Origin of the sequence: Cyanobium sp. Tous-M-B4, from assembly GCF_024345395.1 — a bacterium.
In the GTDB taxonomy this organism is placed as follows: domain Bacteria; phylum Cyanobacteriota; class Cyanobacteriia; order PCC-6307; family Cyanobiaceae; genus Cyanobium_A.
Map to the genome: position 1 here is coordinate 503475 of NZ_JAGQBA010000001.1, position 18353 is coordinate 521827.

Consider the following 18353-nt stretch of genomic DNA (forward strand, 5'->3'; position numbering starts at 1 on the left):
CCTTTCAGCTGATCCAGTTTGGGTTGAAGCTGCTCACCCCCAGCAACTGAATGAGCAGATCTGTCTTGCCATCGCCGTCCACATCGCCCTGCAAACGCCCATCGGCAAACCGCAGTTCAGCCGGTCCATCGCTGAAGGGGCTGGAGCCGATGTACTCCCAGCCTGGATTGGCGAAGGGATCTTTGCCGTCCAGCACGGCGGTGATCCCCAGCCGATCGCCCCGCCGGCCGTCGAAATCGGTGATCGTGTCCCGCCAGCGGCTGGAGGCATCGATCGTCTTGTACGAGAAGAAGTCTGCTCCCTCTCCACCGCTGAGCCGATCTGAGCCCTGGCCGCCCTGCAGCCAGTCGTTGCCCTGGGCGCCGCTGTGGCGGTCCTGGCCTTGGTCGCCCCAGAGAGCATCGTTGCCCGTGTTGCCGCGCAGGAGGTCGTTGCCGGCCCGGCCGATGAGCTCGCTGTTCTGCCGTGGTGCCAGCAGGACGTTTGGCCTTGAGGTGCCCAGTTGCTTGTTGGTGAGGGTGGCAGCGGCAATGGCCTCGCGGTTGCTCTCGAGCGTGAGGGCCATGGCCTGGGCTGTCATCTCCTGGCCGCTTTCGGTGTTGTGAATGTCGTCGAAGTAGAGATAGGCGTTGGTTGCCTCTGCCGGCAGATCTTGATTCGTGGCCTGGGCATAGCCCACAGTGTTCTTGATGCCATAGCTGGCGAAGTTGCCCAGGCGGGCGCCATAGGTGTCCCAGTTCGTTCCGAACTCGGGTGAGTAATAAATAACTGTGGCGTAGGGGAACTCTCTGCCGAGTTCCTGCAGCATGGTGGCGTACTTGGTCTGGAACTCTTGTAGGCCACCCTCCTCAACAAAGCTCTTCCAGGATTGGAGCCAGGCAGGTGCATCCGGTTGGCTGGCCTGCTTAAGCAGGTTGCTCAGGAAGGGCATCTGGTAGGGCACGCCATCCACTACGCCTTGGAAATCCGCCAGGCCAAAACTCATCAACTGACGACTGCCGGCAGCCCTCAGCTGCACACTGAGATTCCGGCGCATGTTCTGCATCACCTCAGCCAAAACGGCTTCAATGTTCGGGTTTTCCTGGATGTACTCGATCAGCAGATCGTTTGCGCCACCCTGGATCAGGGTCAGTTCGTTGGAGGCGGGCCGAATCCGTTGCTTAAGGGCGGCATTGATCTGATTTTGAACCCCCGTCTGCGCCAGTTTGGGGAACAGGGTGGACAGAGACACCGTCTTCCCGTCTGGGCCTGTGATGGTGAGGATGTCGTAGAGGCTGGTGGTGCCGCTTGTGGCTCCACCCATGGCAAAGGATGGCGCACCTGGTGTCCCAAGGCCGGGGGTGGCGACCGAAGGGTTGACGACCTGGTAGAAGGGCGAGGGGATGTCAATCCTCGCCGGAGGATCTTCTGAAGGTGTCGCGATGCCCAGTTTTGTCCTCAGGCCGAGCTGGTTGCCGAAGTTGGCATTGCTCCAACTGACGCCACTCCAGGCCGGTTTTGCGCTGGCCGCCAACACCGTCTTCTGGAGATAGGCGGCGAAATCGCCATAGGACGTCAGGCTGTCACCGAAGTCGTAGAGCTGTTGAAACAGGCCCTGAATCTTTGGGTTTGAGGGGGTAGCCATGGAGGGTTGAGCTGCTTGGTTTGATGGTCGGACTTGTGGCCGTTTTTTGGTACGCGGCTGCTTGCTTAATCCAGCAGGCTGACTTTGCCACTCTTGATATCAAAGAAGGCGCTGTTGATCATCACCTTGCCACCCGCCTTGGCCTCCTTCAGCACGGAGCTGCGCTTAGTGAGTTGGACATGCGCTTCTGTGGCGTGATTCCGCTTTTCAGGCTTTGCCAAATCTGGCTGAATCGATGATCTCACTCCATCATCGCCTTCAGCGGATCGCTAGTGGGTATGCAGTCATCGAGCTGATCCTGAAATGTTGGCACGTTGGTATCGGCTGCTTTGGCACTATTGACCGTCAGCCTGAAGTAGAAGACGACGTGAGAGTGGCACGGCAATTTGTTTAATAATTTAGGGCAAGATGAATGGTATTGGCTTTCATCTTAACCTGACCTTAGGAGTTGCTTTGCCGGGTGTGATCGGCAATACGACTTCTTCACAATTCGCGGACATTGCCGCCATGCGTTCGTGCTGCACATCCGTTTGATGCAGGGTGGCCACGTCGTGCTTCAGGGAGTATCCAAGGGCACAATGTCCACCACCAGAGCTTTGGCGGGGGTGGTGCCTTCATTGCGCCACCAGTGGCTGACGCCGGTGGCTTCGAAAGCCGCTTCGCCAGGGCCGATCACCCTGGGGCTGAATCCAGGACCACGCCGCTCCGTCATTTGCCCTTGGAGGACGTAGGCGACGCCAGGCCGTTGATCGTGTTGATGCAGGGCGATGCTGCCGCCAGGGGCAATCGTGAGCTCCCGCAGCCGCAGTTCCCTGCCCTGCATTGCGCTGAAGTCCTGTCCGAGTGATTGAGCCCCAAGGCGCTTCACGGCCAGCACGCCTTGGGTGTGCGTGGGGCCATGGGTTGGATCGAGATGTTCATGCGCAGGCACCACGGAAAATTGTGGCTGGCTGAGGGCGGGCGCTTGGCCGCTCATCAGAACAGCTGCGGGCAGCAGTGAGGTGGCAACCGTCATCAATTTGGTGGACTTGCTGATTGGGAACCGCTTCAGAAAAGACCTCATGGCTTTTGTCGCTGACATGTGATTGGTGCACTCAGTTCATTCTAGATTCCCATTTCCGCTATCTTGAGCTCTGCTGATACATCTATTTCCCCAGCGCAACTACCAAATACTTCGCTCTTTGTCTCCATCGCGGATGCTATTGTTTCTTCTAAATCTCACTGCTATCTGATGCCACCCGTCTGGGATTTGATTGAGGCGTAACGCTTGGAGCAAGCAAGCAGGCTTGGAGCCAATTGCAGAAAACTTGGATCCCAATCACTGATGGCGTCACTCTCGAATCTGTGCCGCAGTGCCTGTAGTTGTTAAAGAGACATAAAATCCCTTTCTGACCCCTGTTGCCTTGGGATTGGTTTGGATATGCCGTGAGATTTTCAGCACCCGTCTATGTTCTTTAGGGGGAATATCAGTGGCGTAATACCTTGCCTCCCAGAACGACTGAAATCCCGGCCAGCTGTCCAGGGGGTCTGCCGATGTGGCTCTGGCCGCAGCGCTATAGGGCGATGAACCAGAAGGCGGCGGCAACCACGGCATCACCATTTACCGCCAGGACTGCTCCAACGTCGTCCAGGTGCCGGCCGGTGCGTTGTAAACCCGCCTCCGAGACGCGCCCGCGCCGCTACTCGGTGCAACTGCGCATCGAGGTGCTCGACATCGCCCGCACAGGCATCGGCTAGGGCAGGGTGAAGCCGGAGGTGTTGAGGTGTTTGAGGTCGAGCATCACCAGCGTCAGCCAAACCAGAAGGGCCAAGCCGCCGACGGCGCCGAAGCCAAGCAGGAGGGTCGACAGTGCTGAGCGCGCAGATCCCTTGCCGTTCGTCACAAGTGCCCCTGAATTCGAGTTGATCCTCTCACTGTTGGGGTGTTTGCCTTCTAGCGGTGAGCTGGAGGCGCGGCTGGCGCGGTCGTGACGTCCGCTACAGCGTGTCTTTGAAGGCCCAGTTACAACCAGCCCATCCAGCGCAGGCGATGCCATGACTTCCGAGCAGGCGGCCCAACTGATAGACGACACCCTGGACCTAGTGCACCAGCGGCTCCAGGACCTGCAGGCCCAGGCCCTGCCGCGCGAGCAGCACGCCTTGGCCGAGGAATTCCGCGAATGGCGCCATCCCGTCGGCGGCCATATCGACTTGATGGTGTTTCCCGGCCCCGCCAATTCCTGAGCAGGGCGTTCGATCTTCGGGCGCTTTGGCGTTGAAATGGGGTCATGCCAGACCCTGCCGGATTTGCTGACACCATCGCCGCCGTGGCCACCGCCGTGGCACCGGGCGAGGGCAGTGTGGCGATCGTGCGGATTTCTGGCCCCGAGGCCGAGCCGATCGGCCGGCAGTTGTTTGCGGCCCCCGGCCAGCAGAGCTGGGAGAGCCACCGGGTGCTTTACGGCCATGTGGTGGATCCTGCTAGTGGCGAGCGGCTCGATGAGGCCCTGCTGCTGCTGATGCGGGCGCCCCGCAGCTTCACCCGCGAAGACGTGGTGGAACTGCACTGCCACGGCGGCCTGGTGGCGGTGCAGCGGGTGCTGGAGCTGGTGCTGGGGGCCGGGGCGCGGCGGGCTCTGCCGGGGGAATTCAGCCAGCGGGCGTTTTTAAACGGCCGGCTCGACCTCACCCGCGCCGAGGCGATCAGCGAAATGATCACGGCCCGCAGCCGCCGGGCGGCCCAGTTGGCCATGGCGGGCCTTGATGGCGGCCTGCAGCTGCGCATCGGCGCCCTGCGCGAGCGGCTGCTGGATCAGTTGGCGGAGTTGGAGGCGCGGGTGGACTTCGAGGAAGACCTACCCCCCCTTGATGGTGCGGCGGTGACGTCGGAACTGGCGGCGGTGCGGCTTGAGCTGGAGCAGCTGGTGGCTGAGGCGCGCCAGGGGGAGTTGCTGCGCCGGGGCCTGAGGGTGGCGATCGTGGGCCGGCCCAACGTGGGCAAATCCAGCCTGCTCAACCTGCTCAGCCAGCGAGAGCGGGCGATCGTGACCGACCTACCGGGCACCACCCGCGACCTGCTGGAAAGCGAGCTGGTGCTCGACGGCGTGCCGCTCACCCTGCTCGACACCGCCGGCATTCGCCCCACCAGCGACCGGGTTGAGCAGCTGGGCATCGAGCGCTCCCGCCAGGCCCTTGCCGCTGCTGATGCGGTGCTGTTGCTGTTTGATCTCAGCGCCGGCTGGAGCCTGGAGGATCAGGCCCTGCGGGAGCTGGTGCCCGAGGGCGTCGTGCTGCTGGTGGCGGGTAACAAGGCCGATGGGGCTGGTCTGCCGGTGGGTCTGGTGCCCCCTGGGGATGGGGAGCCGGCAGATGTGCGCTTCTGCGCCCTCACTGGCGCCGGCCGCGACGAGCTGGTGGCGGAGCTGCTGCGCCGCTGCGGCGCTGGCTGCCTTGAAGGGGTGCAGGTGGCACTCAATGTCCGCCAACGGGATCTGGCGGCGGCGGCAGCCCTGAGCCTGGGGGCTGCCCTTGAAGCTGCGGCGCAGCAGCTGCCCTGGGACTTCTGGACGATTGACTTGCGCGCCGCCGTGCGTGCCCTCGGTGAGATAACAGGCGAGGCGGTGAGCGAGGCGGTGTTGGATCGGGTGTTTTCGCGTTTCTGTATTGGCAAGTAGGTCCTTTCCCAAACTGCCTCTTGCCAAACTGCGATCACTTGATGATGTGAATCGATGGTCAACCCCCGCGCCCTGCTTGCCGCCGTGGCTCTTTGCGCTGGCCTGGTGCCAGCAGCCGCTGCTGCTGAAAAGTCGGCGGCGGCGGCTCCGGCCCAATGCAAATCACCCGCAGCTGGCACCTTTGTGGTGCTCGGTAGCGGTCAGCAGCGGGGCGAACCTACGGCCCTGCTGATGCAGGAGCGCTGGTTTGCCGATGGCCGCATCGAAGGGGTGCGCTACCTGCGGGAGGGTCGCCGTTTTACGGAAGATCGCTACAGCGGCCAGGTGAAAGCCGATACCAACTGCTGGGCCCTGGTGGAGCGCCAGGGTTCGGCCGGTGCCATGGCTGACGCGGTCGCCCTGGACGGCCTGGGCCGGCCGCGCACTTCCCTGGTGGTGGCACCCAGTGAGGTGCTGTCGTTGCGCTACGTGGCCCAGGCCCCAGGCGCTTGCCGGCCGGAGCAGCTCGATGGCTTGGTCACCAGCCAGCAGCAGGGCCAGAGCTGGCTGGCTGGCAGCTGGCAGCCCAATGCCGTAGTGCAGCGGGAGTGGTGGCAGGCAGGGGCGGTGCAGGGCCTGGCCCTGGCGAGCTATGCGGGCCGCCAGGACCGGGTCACCTACAGCGGCAATCTCAAGCTGGCTGCCAGCTGCCTGGGTTCGATGACCCAGAGAGATTCTGCGGGTGTCTCCTACAACTACAAAGTGGTGCTGCTCGCCAATGGTGGTGGCTACGTCTACCTTCAGACCGACCCAGACAACCTCACCCTTGGTTTGCTGCAGCATCAGCGCTGAGGCCGCAGGCCCCAGCGGGTTGCCAGGAACACCAGGGCCATTACGGCGTAGCCGAGGGCCCAGCTGCGGCCCACGCCCCAGCCCAGCTGCAGCACGGTGTCGGAGCTGGTGAATTGCCAGGCGTGGATCACGCCAAACCAGGACAGCAGGGCGGCGATGGCTGCGCAGGCCGCCGCCGCCAGCAGGCGGGCCTCGATCACGTACACGAGCATGCCCGCCAGCAGCATCGCCGTGATGATCTGGCCTTGTTCAAGGGCGAAGGCCCCGGCGGCCCACACATCGGCCTGGGCCAGGGGGGCCAGCATGGCTGGCCCAAAGGGGTTGGTGCCCGTGCCGCTGCCACCGGCCCGCAGCCCAGCTTTCAGCATCAGGGCGCCCCAGCCGGCTAGCCCGGGCAGCAGCCCCAGGGCCACGGCCGGAGCATGGCGAGGCGGCGTGGCCTGGAAGGCCTGGGCAGCGATCACCAGGCCGATGTAGAGCACGATCGCCATGCCGGCTTCAATCGGCACCAGTTGGCCGACCACGCCAAACAGGCCCAGCAGGCAGGCGGCGCCCATCACCACGCCATTGAGCCAGGAGTAGCCAATGCGGGCGCCCATGGCCTTCCAGCCCGGGTGGCCGATGTAGATGGTGGTGGGAAAGCAGGAGCCCAAGGTGGCGGCGGCCAGGGTGCCGATGCCATTGATCAGCATCGAGCTGGGCACCGGATAGCTATCGCCGGCGGCTTCGGCGCTCTCCAGGTTTTGCAGCGAGCCGATCACATTGAAAAGTCCCATCGGCACTATTACCCCCAACCAGGGCACTAGCTGGCCGCGCGCCTGCCACAGGTCAGCCAGTTGCAGCTTGGGTAGATGGAGCCCAATCAGGGCCGTGCTGCTCTGCCAGCGCACTGGATCGAGGTCGATCAAACCATTGGCCCAGGCCAGGGCGATGCCCAGCAGCACGGCCACCAGGCCGGCGGGCACCGGCCAGCGCACCGGCGCGTAGTAGCCCACCAGGATCACGGCCAGCACTGCCAGCCCCACCACCGGTTGGGCGTAGGTGCGCAGCAGGAAGCCCAGGGCGATGTAGCCCAGAGCAATGCCCGCCAGGGTGGAGAGCAGGGCTGCGCGAGGCAGCCAGCGCTGCAGGCTGTTGCCGATGAAGGCACCGGAGCATTCGATCAACCCCGAACCCAGGCAGGCGATCAGCCCGGCTCGCCACGAGAGGGTTACCGCTGCGGCTGGATCCAGGCCCTGGCTCAAGGCCGTCAGCTTCACTGGCAGCATCACCAGAAACACATAGGCGAACAGGCTCACCGTGTTGATGCCGTAAGGCAGGGCGGTGCGGTCGTCGCGCCCCTCGCGCTGGTCGAGCTGAAAGGCCTGGCGGGCGTAAGCCAGGTTGCCGACCACCAGGCTGATGCCAGTGGCAGGCAGGATCGCGCCGAAGATCAGGCTGTCGGGATAGCCGAGTACGCCGCGGCAAAGGGCCACGATCAACAGGATCTGGATCAGGTTGTCGAGCCCGAGGCCGAGGAAGCCATCGAGGTCACCGGCGGTCCACCAGCGGGGTTTGCCCATGCCAGCGCTCTGATGCGAAGTGCTCATCAGACTGGCACCACCCATCATGGGAAGGCCTGCTCCGGAGGGGTAATGCCTGCTGCCCATCTGCCCTTCACCCCCGAGCTGGAGCTGCAGCTGCGCGCCTGGTTGGCAGAAGATATCGGTCGCGGCGATCTCACGGCTGCGGCGCTGGCTGGGCGCCTTGGCCGGGCCCACTGGCTGGCCAAGGCGCCCGGGGTGTTTTGCGGCGGGGTGCTGGTGGAGCCGCTGTTCCGCTTGCTGGATCCGGCGCTGCGGGTGCAGTTGCTGGTGGTTGATGGTGAGTCGGTGGTGGCAGGACAGCGGCTGCTGGAGCTGGAGGGTGGAGCCGCTGCCCTGGTGGCCGGTGAGCGCACGGCCCTAAACCTGGCGATGCGGCTTTCCGGCATCGCCACCGCCACCGCCGCCCTGGTAGTCGAGCTCGAGGGCACGGGCGTGCGCCTTGCCGACACCCGCAAAACCACGCCGGGCCTGCGCCGACTTGAAAAGTACGCCGTGCGCTGCGGTGGCGGCAGCAACCACCGCCAGGGCCTCGATGACGCCGCCATGCTCAAGGAAAACCACCTGGCTTGGGCCGGTGGGGTAGCGGGTGGTTTGGAGGTGGCGATCGCGGCGGTGCGGGCCCATGCTCCTTGGCCGGCCCGGGTGATTGTGGAGGCGGAAACGGCGGCTGAGGCGGCGGCGGCGGTGCAAGCGGGCGCCGATGGGGTGCTGCTGGATGAATTCCCGCCGGCCCAGTTGCGGCAGCTGGTGCCCGAGTTGCGCAGCCTGGCCTCCGGCCGGCAGCTGGTACTGGAAGCCTCAGGCGTGCAGCCCGAGCAGCTCCGCGACTACGCCAGCAGCGGCATCGACCTGATCTCCACCAGCGCGCCGATCACCCGCAGCGCCTGGCTTGATCTCAGTATGCGGTTTGATTTTTGAGCCCAGTTGGCAGTGGCCCCGAGCCTCTGCATACTTCGGTTAGTTCATGTCGAGGTTGGGTGGCAGCACCAAAGCGCAGCTTTTCCAAGCGCAGCTCTCGCTTAGCTGGCCTTGGTCGCCGGCTTGCTGCTGGCGTCGGAGCTCTCGGGCTGCTGGCCGTAATGCCGGCGGCGGTACAGGCCCAATCCCAAACCAAACCCCCGGCCCAACCCCCAGCAAAGCCCCAGCAGGAGGGGGCGGTGCAGCGGGCAGCGCGCAGCGGCCAGCTGGTGCTGAGTGGTTTCGCCGACGTCCCACCCCTAATGATGCTGAGCCCCCAGGGCCAGCCCTCCGGCTACGGCATCTTGGTGGCTGAGCGTATTGCCGCTGAGCTCAGCCAGGCCGTGGGCCGGCCTGTGAGTGTCCGCTTTGCACCGACTGGCGATCCGTCCAGCTTGGTGAACAGCATCACCAGCGGTAAGGCGGACCTCGCCTGTGGCCTGCCGTTCAGCTGGGAGCTGGACATGCAGGTGGATTTCTCGCTGCCGATCGGCCTTTCCGGCGTGAGACTGCTGGCGCCCAGCGGGCGTTTTGATGGCAGCCCGGCCGCTCTGGCGGGAAGGCGGATCGGGGTGGTGCGCCAGTCGCTTGGTGAAACCGAACTGCGGGGCATGCAGCCCAAGGCCATCCCCGTCGCCTTTGACAGCCTCAAGGCTGCCGTGGCCGCCATGCAGGCCGGTAGCGTCGATGGCGTAATTGGCGACACGATCGTGCTGGCGGGGCTGGTGCGCCAGCAGGGTCTGCCCGGCTTGGCCCTCAGTCCTGCTTTGCCCTACGAGGCCTATGCGGTGAGCTGTGTGCTCGCCGAAAACGACTCGGCCTTCCGCAACGTGGTCAATCTGGCGATTGCCCGGCTGCTCCAGGGCTATCTCGATGGCCAGCCAGACACGGTGACCGCCGTGAACCGCTGGCTTGGTCCGGCGAGTGCGCTGGGATTGCCCGAGTCTGTGATCCGCGCCAGCTTTGAGGCTGTGCTGTTGGGGGTTGAGACGATTCGCCCCGTTCTTGAAGGTCAGGCTGCTTCGACCGCCCGCTGATCCCCTCGCTGAAACCCTTTTTGTAGTTGTTATGGCGTTCTTGAACCGCTCCCATCTCTTCGGCCTGTTGCTGCTTGCCTCCATGCCCCTCGATGGGGCGGCGGCCCTGGCCTTGGCCAGCGCCCAGCACGAGCCTTCAGCCCAGGACCAAACCGCAGCTAAACCAACCTCCCTCAGCATTGAGGAGCGGCTGAGCCGAATTGCGGCGGCAGTGCAGGAGCGCGATGGCACCGAAGCCTCTGGTTTGCCCGATGACGCCGTGTCCTACGTGTTCGTCAACGGCGGGGGTATGGGCTGGGGCAACGGCGGCTTTCGCAACGGCGGCTTTTATAACGGCGGCTTCAATAACGGCGGTTTTTATAACACCGGCTTCAATAACGGTGGCTTCCGTAATGGTGGCTTCCGCAATGGGGGCTTCCTAAATGGTGGTGGTCGCTACTGGCGCTGATCGCTCCCCAGGCTGCTGAAGTGGAAAGCCAGGCTTACGGCCCCGTGCGGCTCCTGGTGGTACAACCCACCCCCTACTGCAACCTCGATTGCGACTATTGCTATCTGCCCGATCGGGGTGATCGCACCCAGCTCTCCTTGGAGCTGCTGGAGGTGGCAGTGGAGCGGGTGCTCGATAGCCCCTATTTCGAGGGGCAATTCACCCTGCTATGGCATGCGGGCGAACCGCTGATGGCGCCAATCGCTTTCTACGACCAAGCCAGTGCTCGCCTGCGCCAGCTGCTGGAGCGGCGCGGCCTGCCCGCCGGCACGATCGTCCAGTCGCTGCAGACCAATGCCACCGTGATCAATGGGGCTTGGTGCGACTGCTTTGAGCGCAATGACATTCACGTAGGGGTGAGCATGGACGGCCCTGCCTTTCTGCATGACGCCCACCGGGTTACCCGCACCGGCCTGCCCACCTATGGGGCGGTGATGCGGGGGATCGACTGGCTGGTGCGGCGCCAGATTGCTTTTCAGGTGATCTGTGTGCTCACCGCCGACGCCCTCGACCATGCCGATGGCCTGTTTGATTTCTTCCTCGAGCACGGCATCACCGACGTGGGCTTCAACATGGAGGAGACCGAAGGCGAAAACGCCGCCTCCAGCCTCGAGGCTCCCTGCGCTGAGCAGCGCTATCGGGCATTTTTAGAGCGGTTTTGGCAGCGCTGCATGGAGCAGCCGGGGAGCCTGCGCCTGCGGGAGTTTGACGGGATCGTCAGCCTGGCCTGCAGCAATGCCCGCATGGCCCAAACCGACATGAACTCTCCCTTCGCGATCGTCAATGTGGACGCCCGCGGCAATGTGTCGACCTTTGATCCCGAGTTGCTCTCGGTGCCCACCGCCGAATACGGCGACTTTGCTTTTGGTCATGTGTTGCACGACAGCCTGGAAGCCATCGCTGCAACAGACAAATTGCAGCTGGTGCTGCAGGAGATTCGCTCCGGTGTGGAGCGCTGCCGCCAGGAGTGTGAGTACTTCGGGTTATGCGGGGGTGGTGCGGGCAGCAACAAATACTGGGAGCATCGCAGTTTCGACTGCACCGAAACCCAGGCCTGCCGCTATCGCATCAAGCTGGTGGCCGATGTAGTGCTGCAGGGAATGGAGGCAGACCTGCAGCTGGCTGGAGAGGGATGATCACAGCAAGTGCCTGCCGCCACTGCGGCCCACCGTTGCCATGCTGACCGTTCTCCATGCCCTGCAGGGCCAGCTTCTGGCAGCTATGCAGCGGGCCTTCCCGGAGGCGGGCCAGACCCTCGATCCCCAGCTGGCGCCAGCGTCTAAGCCGGAATTTGGCGACTTCCAGGCCAATGGGGCCCTGCCCCTGGCCAAACCCCTGGGCCAGCCGCCCCGGGCTATTGCCACGGCGATCGTGGAGCAACTTACGGCCGATCCTGCCTTTGCCGAGCTCTGCCTGGAGCCCCAGATTGCTGGACCCGGCTTCATCAACCTCACCCTGCGGCCCGAGCGGCTGGCGGCGGAGCTGCAGGCCCGGCTCGGTGATCCGCGCCTGGGGGTGCCGAGCTTAGGGGTGGCCGGCGTGGCCCCGACGCCGGTGATTGTGGACTTCTCCAGTCCCAACATCGCCAAGGAGATGCACGTGGGGCATCTGCGCTCCACGATCATTGGTGATGCTCTGGCGCGGGTGCTGGAGTTTCGCGGCCACCCGGTGCTGCGGCTCAACCATGTGGGCGACTGGGGTACCCAGTTTGGGATGCTGATCACCCACTTGAAGCAGGTGGCGCCAGAGGCTCTCACCAGGGCCGATGCGGTGGATCTGGGTGATCTGGTGGCCTTCTATCGCCAGGCCAAGGCCCGCTTCGATGCCGACGAAAACTTCCAGACCACCTCCCGCGAAGAGGTGGTGAAGTTGCAAGGGGGCGATCCGGTGTCGCTCAAGGCCTGGGGATTGCTGTGCGACCAGAGCCGCCGCGAATTCCAGAAGATCTACGACCAGCTCGACATACGTCTAACCGAGCGCGGCGAATCCTTCTACAACCCCTACCTGCAGGCGGTGGTTGACGACCTCAAGGCTGCCGGTTTGCTGGTGGTCGACGCCGGTGCCGGCTGCGTGTTTCTTGAGGGGGTGAGTGGCAAGGACGGCCAGCCCCTGCCGCTGATCGTGCAGAAGAGCGATGGCGGCTTCAACTACGCCACCACCGACTTGGCGGCAATTCGTTATCGCTTCGCTCCCGCGCCGGCCGGCGATGGCGCCGGCCGGGTGATCTATGTGACCGATGCGGGTCAGGCCAACCACTTCGCCGGCGTGTTCCAGGTGGCCCAGCGGGCGGGCTGGATTCCCTCCCACTGCAGCGTCGAGCACGTGCCCTTCGGTTTGGTGCAGGGCGACGATGGCAAAAAGCTCAAGACCCGCTCCGGCGACACGGTGCGTCTCAAGGACCTGCTCGATGAGGCGGTGGAGCGCACCGAGGCCGATCTGCGTCAGCGTCTCGCCGATGAGCAGCGCAGCGAAGACGAGGCTTTCATCCAGCAGGTGGCCACCTCCGTGGGCTTGGCGGCGGTGAAGTACGCCGACCTCAGCACCAACCGGATCACCAACTATCAGTTCAGCTTTGATCGGATGCTGGCCCTAACGGGCAACACGGCGCCCTATCTGCTCTATGCGGTGGTGCGCATCGCCGGCATCGCCCGCAAGGGCGGCGATCTGGGGGCTGGCGCCGTTGCTTCACTCACCTTCAGCGAAGCGCCGGAGTGGGCGCTGGTGCGGGAGCTGCTCAAGTTTGATGGGGTGATTGCTGAGGTGGAGCAGGAGCTGCTGCCCAATCGGCTTTGCAACTACCTGTTTGAGCTCAGTCAGGTGTTCAACCGCTTCTACGACCAGGTGCCGGTGCTTAAGGCCGAGGAGCCGTTCCGCTCCTCCCGTCTTGCGCTCTGCCGCCTCACCTCCGACACCCTTTCCCTCGGTTTGGGCCTGCTCGGTATCCCCACTTTGGAGCGGATGTGATGGAGCCCCAGGCGCGCCCCGAGGTTGAAGGGCTCCAGGCCTACAGCGCGCCGCTGGAGGGGCGGCGGGGGATGCTGCGGCTCGATTTCAACGAAAACACGATGGGCCCAAGCCCGCAGGTGGTGGCTGCGATCCGCGCCATTCCGGCTGAGCAATACGCCATCTATCCCGAATACGACGGCCTGCGCCAGGCCGTGGTGGCCAACCTGGCAGGCGTTGGCCTGAGCCGGCCGCTGCAGCCCGATCACATCGGCCTGTTTAACGGGGTGGATGCGGCGATCCACGCCATCTTTCACGCCTACGGCGACCGCGGCGACACCCTGCTCACCACCAGTCCCACCTTCGGTTACTACACCCCCTGCGCTCAGATGCAGGGCATGGCGATTGAGGCGATTCCCTACCGCTTGCCGGATTTTGGCTTCCCATTCGAGGAGCTGCGGGCGGCACTGCACGGCTGCCCGCGCATCCTGCTGATCTGCAATCCCAACAACCCCACAGGCACCCGGCTGGCGCCCGAGCTGATCCTGGAGCTGGCGGCTTCGGCGCCCGGCACTCTTGTGGTGGTGGATGAGCTCTATGAGGCCTTCACTGGCGACAGCGTGCTGCCCTTGGCCGATTTCGCTGCCACGCCGAATTTGCTGGTGCTGCGCTCACTAGCTAAAACTGCTGGACTGGCGGGGCTGCGCATCGGTTTTGCCATTGGCGCGGCGCCAGTGGTGGATCGGCTCGCTCGGGTCACAGGCCCCTATGACATCAATAGCTTCGCCGTGACTGCCGCCCATGCGGCCCTGGCGGACCAGGCCTATGTGGATAGCTATGTGGCCGAAGTGCTGCGGGCCCGCACCTGGCTGGTGCAGCAGTTGCAAGCGGCTGGCGTGCGGCATCACGCCGCAGGTGGCAACTACTTGCTGATCTGGCCCGAGCGACCGGCTGAGGAGGTGGAGCAGCGCCTGCGGCAGGACGGGATTCTGGTGCGCTCGATGGCGGCAAAACCTCTGATCGATGGCTCCTTGAGGGTGAGCCTCGGCACCATTGAGCAGATGCAGCGCTTCTGGGCTGCCTATCTGCAGGCCAATTAGCGCATCACCTCGATCACCATGCCATCGCCGAGTTTGCCCGGCAGGCTGAGGGTGCGGCCGGGGCGCTTCACCGGGGTGCCGCCCATGGCATCAAGGAAAGGTTGCACCGTGGTTTGGTCGCAGTCCTTGGGGGTTTTGCCGCTGACAAATTGCACCGGGATCACGCGGCGGGGCTGGAGCTCGCGCACCACCTCGGCGGCTTCGGCACCGGTGTACACCTTGGCGCCGCCACCCACGCCGATGATCAGCACGTCTGGACGACCCAGCATCACCTTGTCGGCGGGGGTGAGCCGGGCCGCGGTACCGCCGAGATGGGCGATGTCCAGGCCGCCCTGCTTCCAGCGCCACAGGGTGGATTGGCCGAAGCGGCGCCCACCAACGCGATCGTGGGGGCCGGAAATGCCTTCGATTGAAAGGCCACTCACCTTGAAGGAGCCTGGATCCACCAGCATCTTGCCGCTGGCCACCGGTGCGCCCTCATCCAATAGTCGGCTGCTGGCCAGGATCACCGTGGCACTCACCCGGGGTTCGGCCAGTCCGGCGGCACAGGCCACTGCTTTAAAGGGGTTAACCAGCACGCTGGCCCCGCCACCACTGATCAACAGGGCGCTGTGGCCGTAGCTGGTGATCGTGACGCCGCTGCCTGCGAGGGCTGGGCCAGTTGCCAGCAATGCGGCGCCCAGACCGAGCGAACTCAAGCTGAGAGCAGCGAAGGTGGGCAGCGAGCGCATGGAGAAGCGGCAGTCGCTGTGAAGCTAACCCAACTAACTTGCTATGGCTGGCTGGCTGGCCTGGCGCAAAAAGTTCGCCAGCAGGGCGTGACCCTCCTGGGTGAGCACGCTCTCGGGGTGGAACTGCACCCCTTGAATGTGGGGGAATACGCGGTGGCGCAGGCCCATGATCGTGCCGTCGTCGAGCCAGGCGGTGATCTCCAGGCAGTCGGGCAGCGACTCGCGCTCGGCGATCAGGCTGTGGTATCGGGTGGCGGTGAGCGGGTTGGGCAGCCCCTCAAACACGCCTTGGCCGCTGTGGTGCACCGGCGAGGTTTTGCCGTGCATCAGCTCCTTGGCCCGCACCACCTTGCCGCCGTACACCTGGGCGATCGATTGGTGGCCCAGGCACACCCCCAGGGTGGGAATGGTGGGGCTGAGTTGCTGCAGCACCTCCAGGCAGACCCCCGACTGATCTGGATCGCCGGGGCCCGGTGAAATCAAGATTGCTGCGGGGGCCAGGGCGCGGATCTGCTCGAGGCTGAGGGCGTCATTGCGCTCCACCCGCAGCTCAGCGGCTATTGGGTGCTCGGGGGCCAGCTCGCCCAAATACTGCACCAGGTTGAAGGTGAAGCTGTCGTAGTTGTCGAGAACGAGAAGCATCGCCGCGCCTGGCCTGCCCCCATTCAAAGGCCCAGCCGGTTCAGCAGCGGCGGCACAAGCAGCAGCAGGGCGATCATCAGTGACGACAGGGCCGCCACCAGCACCGCAGCGGCGGCGCAGTCCTTGGCAATCCGGGCCAGGGGGTGGAACTGGCGGCCGATGGCCAGATCCACCACCGCTTCGGTGGCGGTGTTGAGCAGTTCCAGAACCAGCACGGCCGCCACGGTGAGCACCAGCACCGCCAGCTGGGCCGTGGGTAGTTGCAGCCACACCCCCAGGCCAAAGACCACCGCTCCGGTGATCACATGGATGCGGAAGTTGCGCTGGCTGGCAAAGCCATAGGCCAGCCCCTGGGCGGCATAGCGGAAACTTGCGGGCAGGTCACTGGCCACCGTCCAGGCCCGGTCCCTGAGGCGGCGCCCACGAGTTTCTGGGGTCGGTAAGGGGCGCAGATTGGTCATGGCTCCGCTGGCACCTTAACCAGCTCTTTCTGGCGCGCCAGCATGGCGGCGAGGCTGGCTTCGTCGGGGTGGTCCCAGCCCAGCAAGTGCAGCAAGCCATGGCTGGCCAGAAACAGCAGCTCCTGCTCCAGGTCGTGGCCATGCTCCGGCGCCTGGCGGGCTGCCGTTTCTACGGAGATAACGATGTCGCCCAGCTCCAGGGGCTCCGCCTCTCCGTGTGCAGGCATCGGCGGGGTGCCATCCGTCGCCTCGTCCTGGGCGGCGAAGGCCAGCACATCGGTGGGGCCTTCCTTCTCGCGCCAATCGGCATTGAGCTCGGCGATTTCGGCGTCAGCCACCAGGCTCAGCCCCAGGCTGTAGGCGGGGGCTTGCAGGGCAGTGGGGAGCTCCGGGGCCAGCTGGTCTAGCCAGCCGCTCAATAGGGCCTGCCAGTAATCGACACCTGTCAGCTGCGGGGCCACTTCCAGATCGGGATCAGCCAGATCGGGATCGGCGCTAAAGGCCAGGTCAAGATCGGTCGAGGCGGGCATCTCAGCCTCCGGGCAGTTGGGGGCGGCCGAGCCAGGCGATCAGCAACAGGAAGCCCGTGAGCCCGAGGGCGGTGAGACCGAAGTGAAACAGGCTTTGGCGGCCCTTGCGCACCATGTTGCGCATCGCCAGCTTGATGAAGCTGGGGTTTTCGCTGGGCTGGGGCACACTTTGAGAATCATTTTGAATTGGCTCAGTCATCGCTGCCGCCTCCAGCTAGCTCGACGCCCGCATGCAGCAGGCTCTGGATAAAGGGATCGAGATCGCCGTCCATGACGCCCTGTACGTCGGTGGTTTCCTGCTGGGTGCGCAGATCTTTCACCATTTGATAGGGGTGAAATACGTAGTTGCGGATCTGGTTGCCCCAGGCCGCTTCCACAATGTCGCCGCGGATGTCGGCGATCTCGGATGCCCGCTGCTCCTGGGCGATCACCAGCAACTTGGCCATCAGCAGGGCCATCGCCTTTTCTTTGTTTTGCAGCTGGGAGCGCTCTTGGGTGCAGCGCACAAACAGGCCGGTGGGGATGTGCAGGATGCGCACGGCCGTTTCCACCTTGTTGACGTTCTGGCCGCCAGCACCGCCCGAGCGAGAGGTGGTGATCTCCAGGTCCTTGTCGGGGATGTCGAGCTTCACGTCCTCGTCGATCTGGGGCATCACCTCCACGCCGGCGAAGCTCGTTTGGCGTTTGTCGTTGGCATTGAAGGGGGAGATGCGCACCAGCCGGTGGGTGCCCTTTTCGTTGCGCAGATAGCCGTAGGCGTAGCGGCCCTCGATTTCGATTGTGCAGCTCTTAATGCCCGCTTCTTCCCCCTCGCTGAGCTCGTCCACAGTCACCTTCATGCCGTGGTCTTCGGCCCAGCGGGTGTACATGCGCATCAGCATCAGGGCCCAGTCCTGGGCGTCGGTACCGCCGGCACCGGCGTTGATGCTGATCACGGCGCCCTCCTTGTCGTAGGGGCCCGAGAGCAGGCGCTCCAGTTCCCAGCGGTCCAGGTCCGCTTTGAGGGACTGCAGGGCTTGGTTGGATTCGGCCAGCAGCTCCTCATCGGGCTCGAGGCTGTAGAGCTCAACGGTGGCCTCCCCATCGGAGACGCTGGCCTGCCATTTGGCCAATTGCTCAAGCTGGGCCTTCACTTCGTCGAGCTGGCGCATCTTGAGCTGGGCCTGCTTCTGGTCGTCCCAGAAGTCGCTCTGGGAGGCCAGCTGCTCCAGATCCTGTTGGCGGGCTTTCAGGGCCGGTACGTCAAAGACAGTCCTGGGCGTTGCCCAGGCGGTCAGTGAGCTCGGAGAGGTCGCGCTTGAAGTCGGTGAGATCGAGCACCGGTGCGGCTGAATAGTTGCTTGACGGTATCAGCGCCGGCCAGCTCCGCCGCTAGGGGGCGGGGATGGGGGAGCGGTTTTGTTGATTGGCTAAGTCTTGGCTTAGCTAATTGATTTAGGTGCGCGGCTCCCGATCCCGCGCGCCCTGGCCCGCTTCTACGATCAGCAAAACCTGACCGGAGCCGCTTAGATGGCCGCCACCGTTGAGATCTACACCTGGCGGGCCTGTCCCTTCTGTGTGCGCGCCAAGGCCCTGCTCGATCGCAAGGGCGTGGCCTACGCCGAATTTGCCATCGATGGCGACGAGGCGGCCCGCTCGGCGATGGCGGCTAAGAGTGGCGGGCGCCGCAGCGTGCCCCAGACCTTCATTAATGGTCAGCACGTGGGTGGTTGCGACGACCTGCATGCCCTCGAGCGCTCCGGCCAGCTCGATGTTCTGCTGGCGAGCTGAG

21 protein-coding genes are annotated in these 18353 nt (G+C 64.5%); 10 read left to right on the forward strand and 11 right to left on the reverse strand.

The genetic code is table 11. The features are described from left to right. Window positions 1-4 precede the first annotated feature (4 nt). From KBY73_RS02530 to KBY73_RS02550, 4 genes are all read right to left on the reverse strand, one after another. A complete protein-coding gene (locus tag KBY73_RS02530; protein ID WP_254935507.1) occupies window positions 5-1624 on the reverse strand; it encodes an SGNH/GDSL hydrolase family protein in 1620 nt (539 codons plus the stop codon). Between the two features lie 65 nt (window positions 1625-1689). Continuing rightward, window positions 1690-1845 (reverse strand): hypothetical protein, encoded by a 156-nt coding sequence (locus KBY73_RS02535; RefSeq protein ID WP_254935508.1) that lies wholly within the window; start codon window positions 1843-1845, stop codon window positions 1690-1692. Window positions 1846-2180: 335 nt separating this feature from the next. Further along, a complete protein-coding gene (locus KBY73_RS02540; protein ID WP_254935509.1) occupies window positions 2181-2558 on the reverse strand; it encodes a cupin domain-containing protein in 378 nt (125 codons plus the stop codon). A 799-nt stretch (window positions 2559-3357) separates the two neighbouring features. After that, window positions 3358-3660, reverse strand: coding sequence for a hypothetical protein (locus tag KBY73_RS02550; protein ID WP_254935510.1), 303 nt, complete (start codon window positions 3658-3660; stop codon window positions 3358-3360). Between KBY73_RS02550 and KBY73_RS02555 the strand changes: the two genes are divergently transcribed. From KBY73_RS02555 to KBY73_RS02565, 3 genes are read left to right on the forward strand one after another with little or no spacing between them, the layout of a single operon-like run. Beyond that, complete coding sequence (locus KBY73_RS02555) at window positions 3659-3847, forward strand: hypothetical protein (protein ID WP_254935511.1); 189 nt, start codon at window positions 3659-3661, stop codon at window positions 3845-3847. The genes KBY73_RS02550 and KBY73_RS02555 overlap by 2 nt on opposite strands. Window positions 3848-3891: 44 nt before the next feature. Then, a complete protein-coding gene (gene mnmE / locus KBY73_RS02560) occupies window positions 3892-5277 on the forward strand; it encodes a tRNA uridine-5-carboxymethylaminomethyl(34) synthesis GTPase MnmE (RefSeq protein WP_254935512.1) in 1386 nt (461 codons plus the stop codon). Between the two features lie 54 nt (window positions 5278-5331). Next, window positions 5332-6108, forward strand: a complete 777-nt coding sequence (locus KBY73_RS02565) for a hypothetical protein (RefSeq protein ID WP_254935513.1) — start codon at window positions 5332-5334, stop codon at window positions 6106-6108. Here KBY73_RS02565 and KBY73_RS02570 read toward each other — a convergent pair. Further along, window positions 6099-7697: an NCS2 family permease gene (locus KBY73_RS02570; RefSeq protein ID WP_254935514.1), complete on the reverse strand. Its 1599-nt coding sequence runs from the start codon at window positions 7695-7697 to the stop codon at window positions 6099-6101. The genes KBY73_RS02565 and KBY73_RS02570 overlap by 10 nt on opposite strands. A gap of 45 nt (window positions 7698-7742) precedes the next feature. Between KBY73_RS02570 and nadC the strand changes: the two genes are divergently transcribed. Genes nadC through KBY73_RS02600 form a run of 6 tightly spaced genes read left to right on the forward strand, consistent with a single transcriptional unit; the run spans window position 7743 to window position 14218 of the window. Continuing rightward, window positions 7743-8612: a carboxylating nicotinate-nucleotide diphosphorylase gene (gene nadC, locus KBY73_RS02575; protein ID WP_254935515.1), complete on the forward strand. Its 870-nt coding sequence runs from the start codon at window positions 7743-7745 to the stop codon at window positions 8610-8612. Window positions 8613-8671: 59 nt separating this feature from the next. After that, on the forward strand, window positions 8672-9688 hold the full coding sequence (gene grrP, locus KBY73_RS02580) for an extracellular substrate binding-like orphan protein GrrP (protein ID WP_254935516.1): 1017 nt from the start codon (window positions 8672-8674) through the stop codon (window positions 9686-9688). Between the two features lie 31 nt (window positions 9689-9719). Next, on the forward strand, window positions 9720-10136 hold the full coding sequence (gene grrA / locus KBY73_RS02585) for a GrrA/OscA1 family cyclophane-containing rSAM-modified RiPP (protein WP_254935517.1): 417 nt from the start codon (window positions 9720-9722) through the stop codon (window positions 10134-10136). 20 nt (window positions 10137-10156) lie between these two features. Then, window positions 10157-11311 (forward strand): cyclophane-forming radical SAM/SPASM peptide maturase GrrM/OscB, encoded by a 1155-nt coding sequence (gene grrM / locus KBY73_RS02590; protein ID WP_254935518.1) that lies wholly within the window; start codon window positions 10157-10159, stop codon window positions 11309-11311. A gap of 40 nt (window positions 11312-11351) precedes the next feature. Continuing rightward, window positions 11352-13139, forward strand: coding sequence for an arginine--tRNA ligase (gene argS, locus KBY73_RS02595; RefSeq protein WP_254935519.1), 1788 nt, complete (start codon window positions 11352-11354; stop codon window positions 13137-13139). Beyond that, window positions 13139-14218 (forward strand): histidinol-phosphate transaminase, encoded by a 1080-nt coding sequence (locus tag KBY73_RS02600; protein ID WP_254935520.1) that lies wholly within the window; start codon window positions 13139-13141, stop codon window positions 14216-14218. The genes argS and KBY73_RS02600 overlap by 1 nt, the downstream gene beginning before the upstream one ends. Here the strand turns inward: KBY73_RS02600 and KBY73_RS02605 are convergent. From KBY73_RS02605 to prfB, 6 genes are all read right to left on the reverse strand, one after another. Further along, window positions 14215-14949, reverse strand: coding sequence for an MBL fold metallo-hydrolase (locus KBY73_RS02605; RefSeq protein WP_254935521.1), 735 nt, complete (start codon window positions 14947-14949; stop codon window positions 14215-14217). The genes KBY73_RS02600 and KBY73_RS02605 overlap by 4 nt on opposite strands. A gap of 33 nt (window positions 14950-14982) precedes the next feature. Continuing rightward, the gene (locus KBY73_RS02610; protein ID WP_254935522.1) at window positions 14983-15591 is read right to left on the reverse strand and encodes an aminodeoxychorismate/anthranilate synthase component II; all 609 of its coding nucleotides are present in this window, start codon (window positions 15589-15591) and stop codon (window positions 14983-14985) included. A 23-nt stretch (window positions 15592-15614) separates the two neighbouring features. Then, entirely contained in the window at window positions 15615-16052 is a 438-nt protein-coding gene (locus KBY73_RS02615) for a diacylglycerol kinase family protein (protein ID WP_254928243.1), read from the reverse strand. After that, entirely contained in the window at window positions 16049-16582 is a 534-nt protein-coding gene (gene ybeY, locus KBY73_RS02620) for an rRNA maturation RNase YbeY (protein WP_254935523.1), read from the reverse strand. Before ybeY ends, KBY73_RS02615 begins: the two co-directional genes overlap by 4 nt. Before the next feature lies 1 nt (window position 16583). Next, window positions 16584-16781, reverse strand: a complete 198-nt coding sequence (locus tag KBY73_RS02625) for a DUF3285 domain-containing protein (RefSeq protein WP_254935524.1) — start codon at window positions 16779-16781, stop codon at window positions 16584-16586. Continuing rightward, window positions 16774-17902 (reverse strand): peptide chain release factor 2 gene (gene prfB / locus KBY73_RS02630; protein WP_254935525.1). Its coding sequence is split into 2 segments (ribosomal slippage): window positions 16774-17826 and window positions 17828-17902, totalling 1128 coding nucleotides; the frame shifts between segments, so codons are not numbered across the junction. The genes KBY73_RS02625 and prfB overlap by 8 nt, the downstream gene beginning before the upstream one ends. Before the next feature lie 189 nt (window positions 17903-18091). On the opposite strand from prfB, the gene grxC reads away from it, so the two are divergent. Then, window positions 18092-18352 (forward strand): glutaredoxin 3, encoded by a 261-nt coding sequence (grxC, locus tag KBY73_RS02635; protein ID WP_254935526.1) that lies wholly within the window; start codon window positions 18092-18094, stop codon window positions 18350-18352. The last annotated feature ends 1 nt before the right edge of the window (window position 18353 follow it).

Excerpts from the sequence above, each read along its gene's own strand:
- KBY73_RS02605 (WP_254935521.1), bottom strand. The coding sequence starts at position 14,949 with ATGCGCTCGCTGCCCACCTTCGCTGCTCTCAGCTTGAGTTCGCTCGGT.
- mnmE (WP_254935512.1), top strand. The coding sequence starts at position 3,892 with ATGCCAGACCCTGCCGGATTTGCTGACACCATCGCCGCCGTGGCCACC.
- nadC (WP_254935515.1), top strand. The coding sequence starts at position 7,743 with ATGCCTGCTGCCCATCTGCCCTTCACCCCCGAGCTGGAGCTGCAGCTG.
- KBY73_RS02530 (WP_254935507.1), bottom strand. The coding sequence starts at position 1,624 with ATGGCTACCCCCTCAAACCCAAAGATTCAGGGCCTGTTTCAACAGCTC.
- KBY73_RS02625 (WP_254935524.1), bottom strand. The coding sequence starts at position 16,781 with ATGACTGAGCCAATTCAAAATGATTCTCAAAGTGTGCCCCAGCCCAGC.
- grrA (WP_254935517.1), top strand. The coding sequence starts at position 9,720 with ATGGCGTTCTTGAACCGCTCCCATCTCTTCGGCCTGTTGCTGCTTGCC.
- ybeY (WP_254935523.1), bottom strand. The coding sequence starts at position 16,582 with ATGCCCGCCTCGACCGATCTTGACCTGGCCTTTAGCGCCGATCCCGAT.
- KBY73_RS02600 (WP_254935520.1), top strand. The coding sequence starts at position 13,139 with ATGGAGCCCCAGGCGCGCCCCGAGGTTGAAGGGCTCCAGGCCTACAGC.
- grxC (WP_254935526.1), top strand. The coding sequence starts at position 18,092 with ATGGCCGCCACCGTTGAGATCTACACCTGGCGGGCCTGTCCCTTCTGT.
- KBY73_RS02555 (WP_254935511.1), top strand. The coding sequence starts at position 3,659 with ATGACTTCCGAGCAGGCGGCCCAACTGATAGACGACACCCTGGACCTA.
- argS (WP_254935519.1), top strand. The coding sequence starts at position 11,352 with ATGCTGACCGTTCTCCATGCCCTGCAGGGCCAGCTTCTGGCAGCTATG.
- KBY73_RS02570 (WP_254935514.1), bottom strand. The coding sequence starts at position 7,697 with ATGAGCACTTCGCATCAGAGCGCTGGCATGGGCAAACCCCGCTGGTGG.
- KBY73_RS02550 (WP_254935510.1), bottom strand. The coding sequence starts at position 3,660 with ATGGCATCGCCTGCGCTGGATGGGCTGGTTGTAACTGGGCCTTCAAAG.
- KBY73_RS02615 (WP_254928243.1), bottom strand. The coding sequence starts at position 16,052 with ATGACCAATCTGCGCCCCTTACCGACCCCAGAAACTCGTGGGCGCCGC.
- KBY73_RS02610 (WP_254935522.1), bottom strand. The coding sequence starts at position 15,591 with ATGCTTCTCGTTCTCGACAACTACGACAGCTTCACCTTCAACCTGGTG.
- KBY73_RS02565 (WP_254935513.1), top strand. The coding sequence starts at position 5,332 with ATGGTCAACCCCCGCGCCCTGCTTGCCGCCGTGGCTCTTTGCGCTGGC.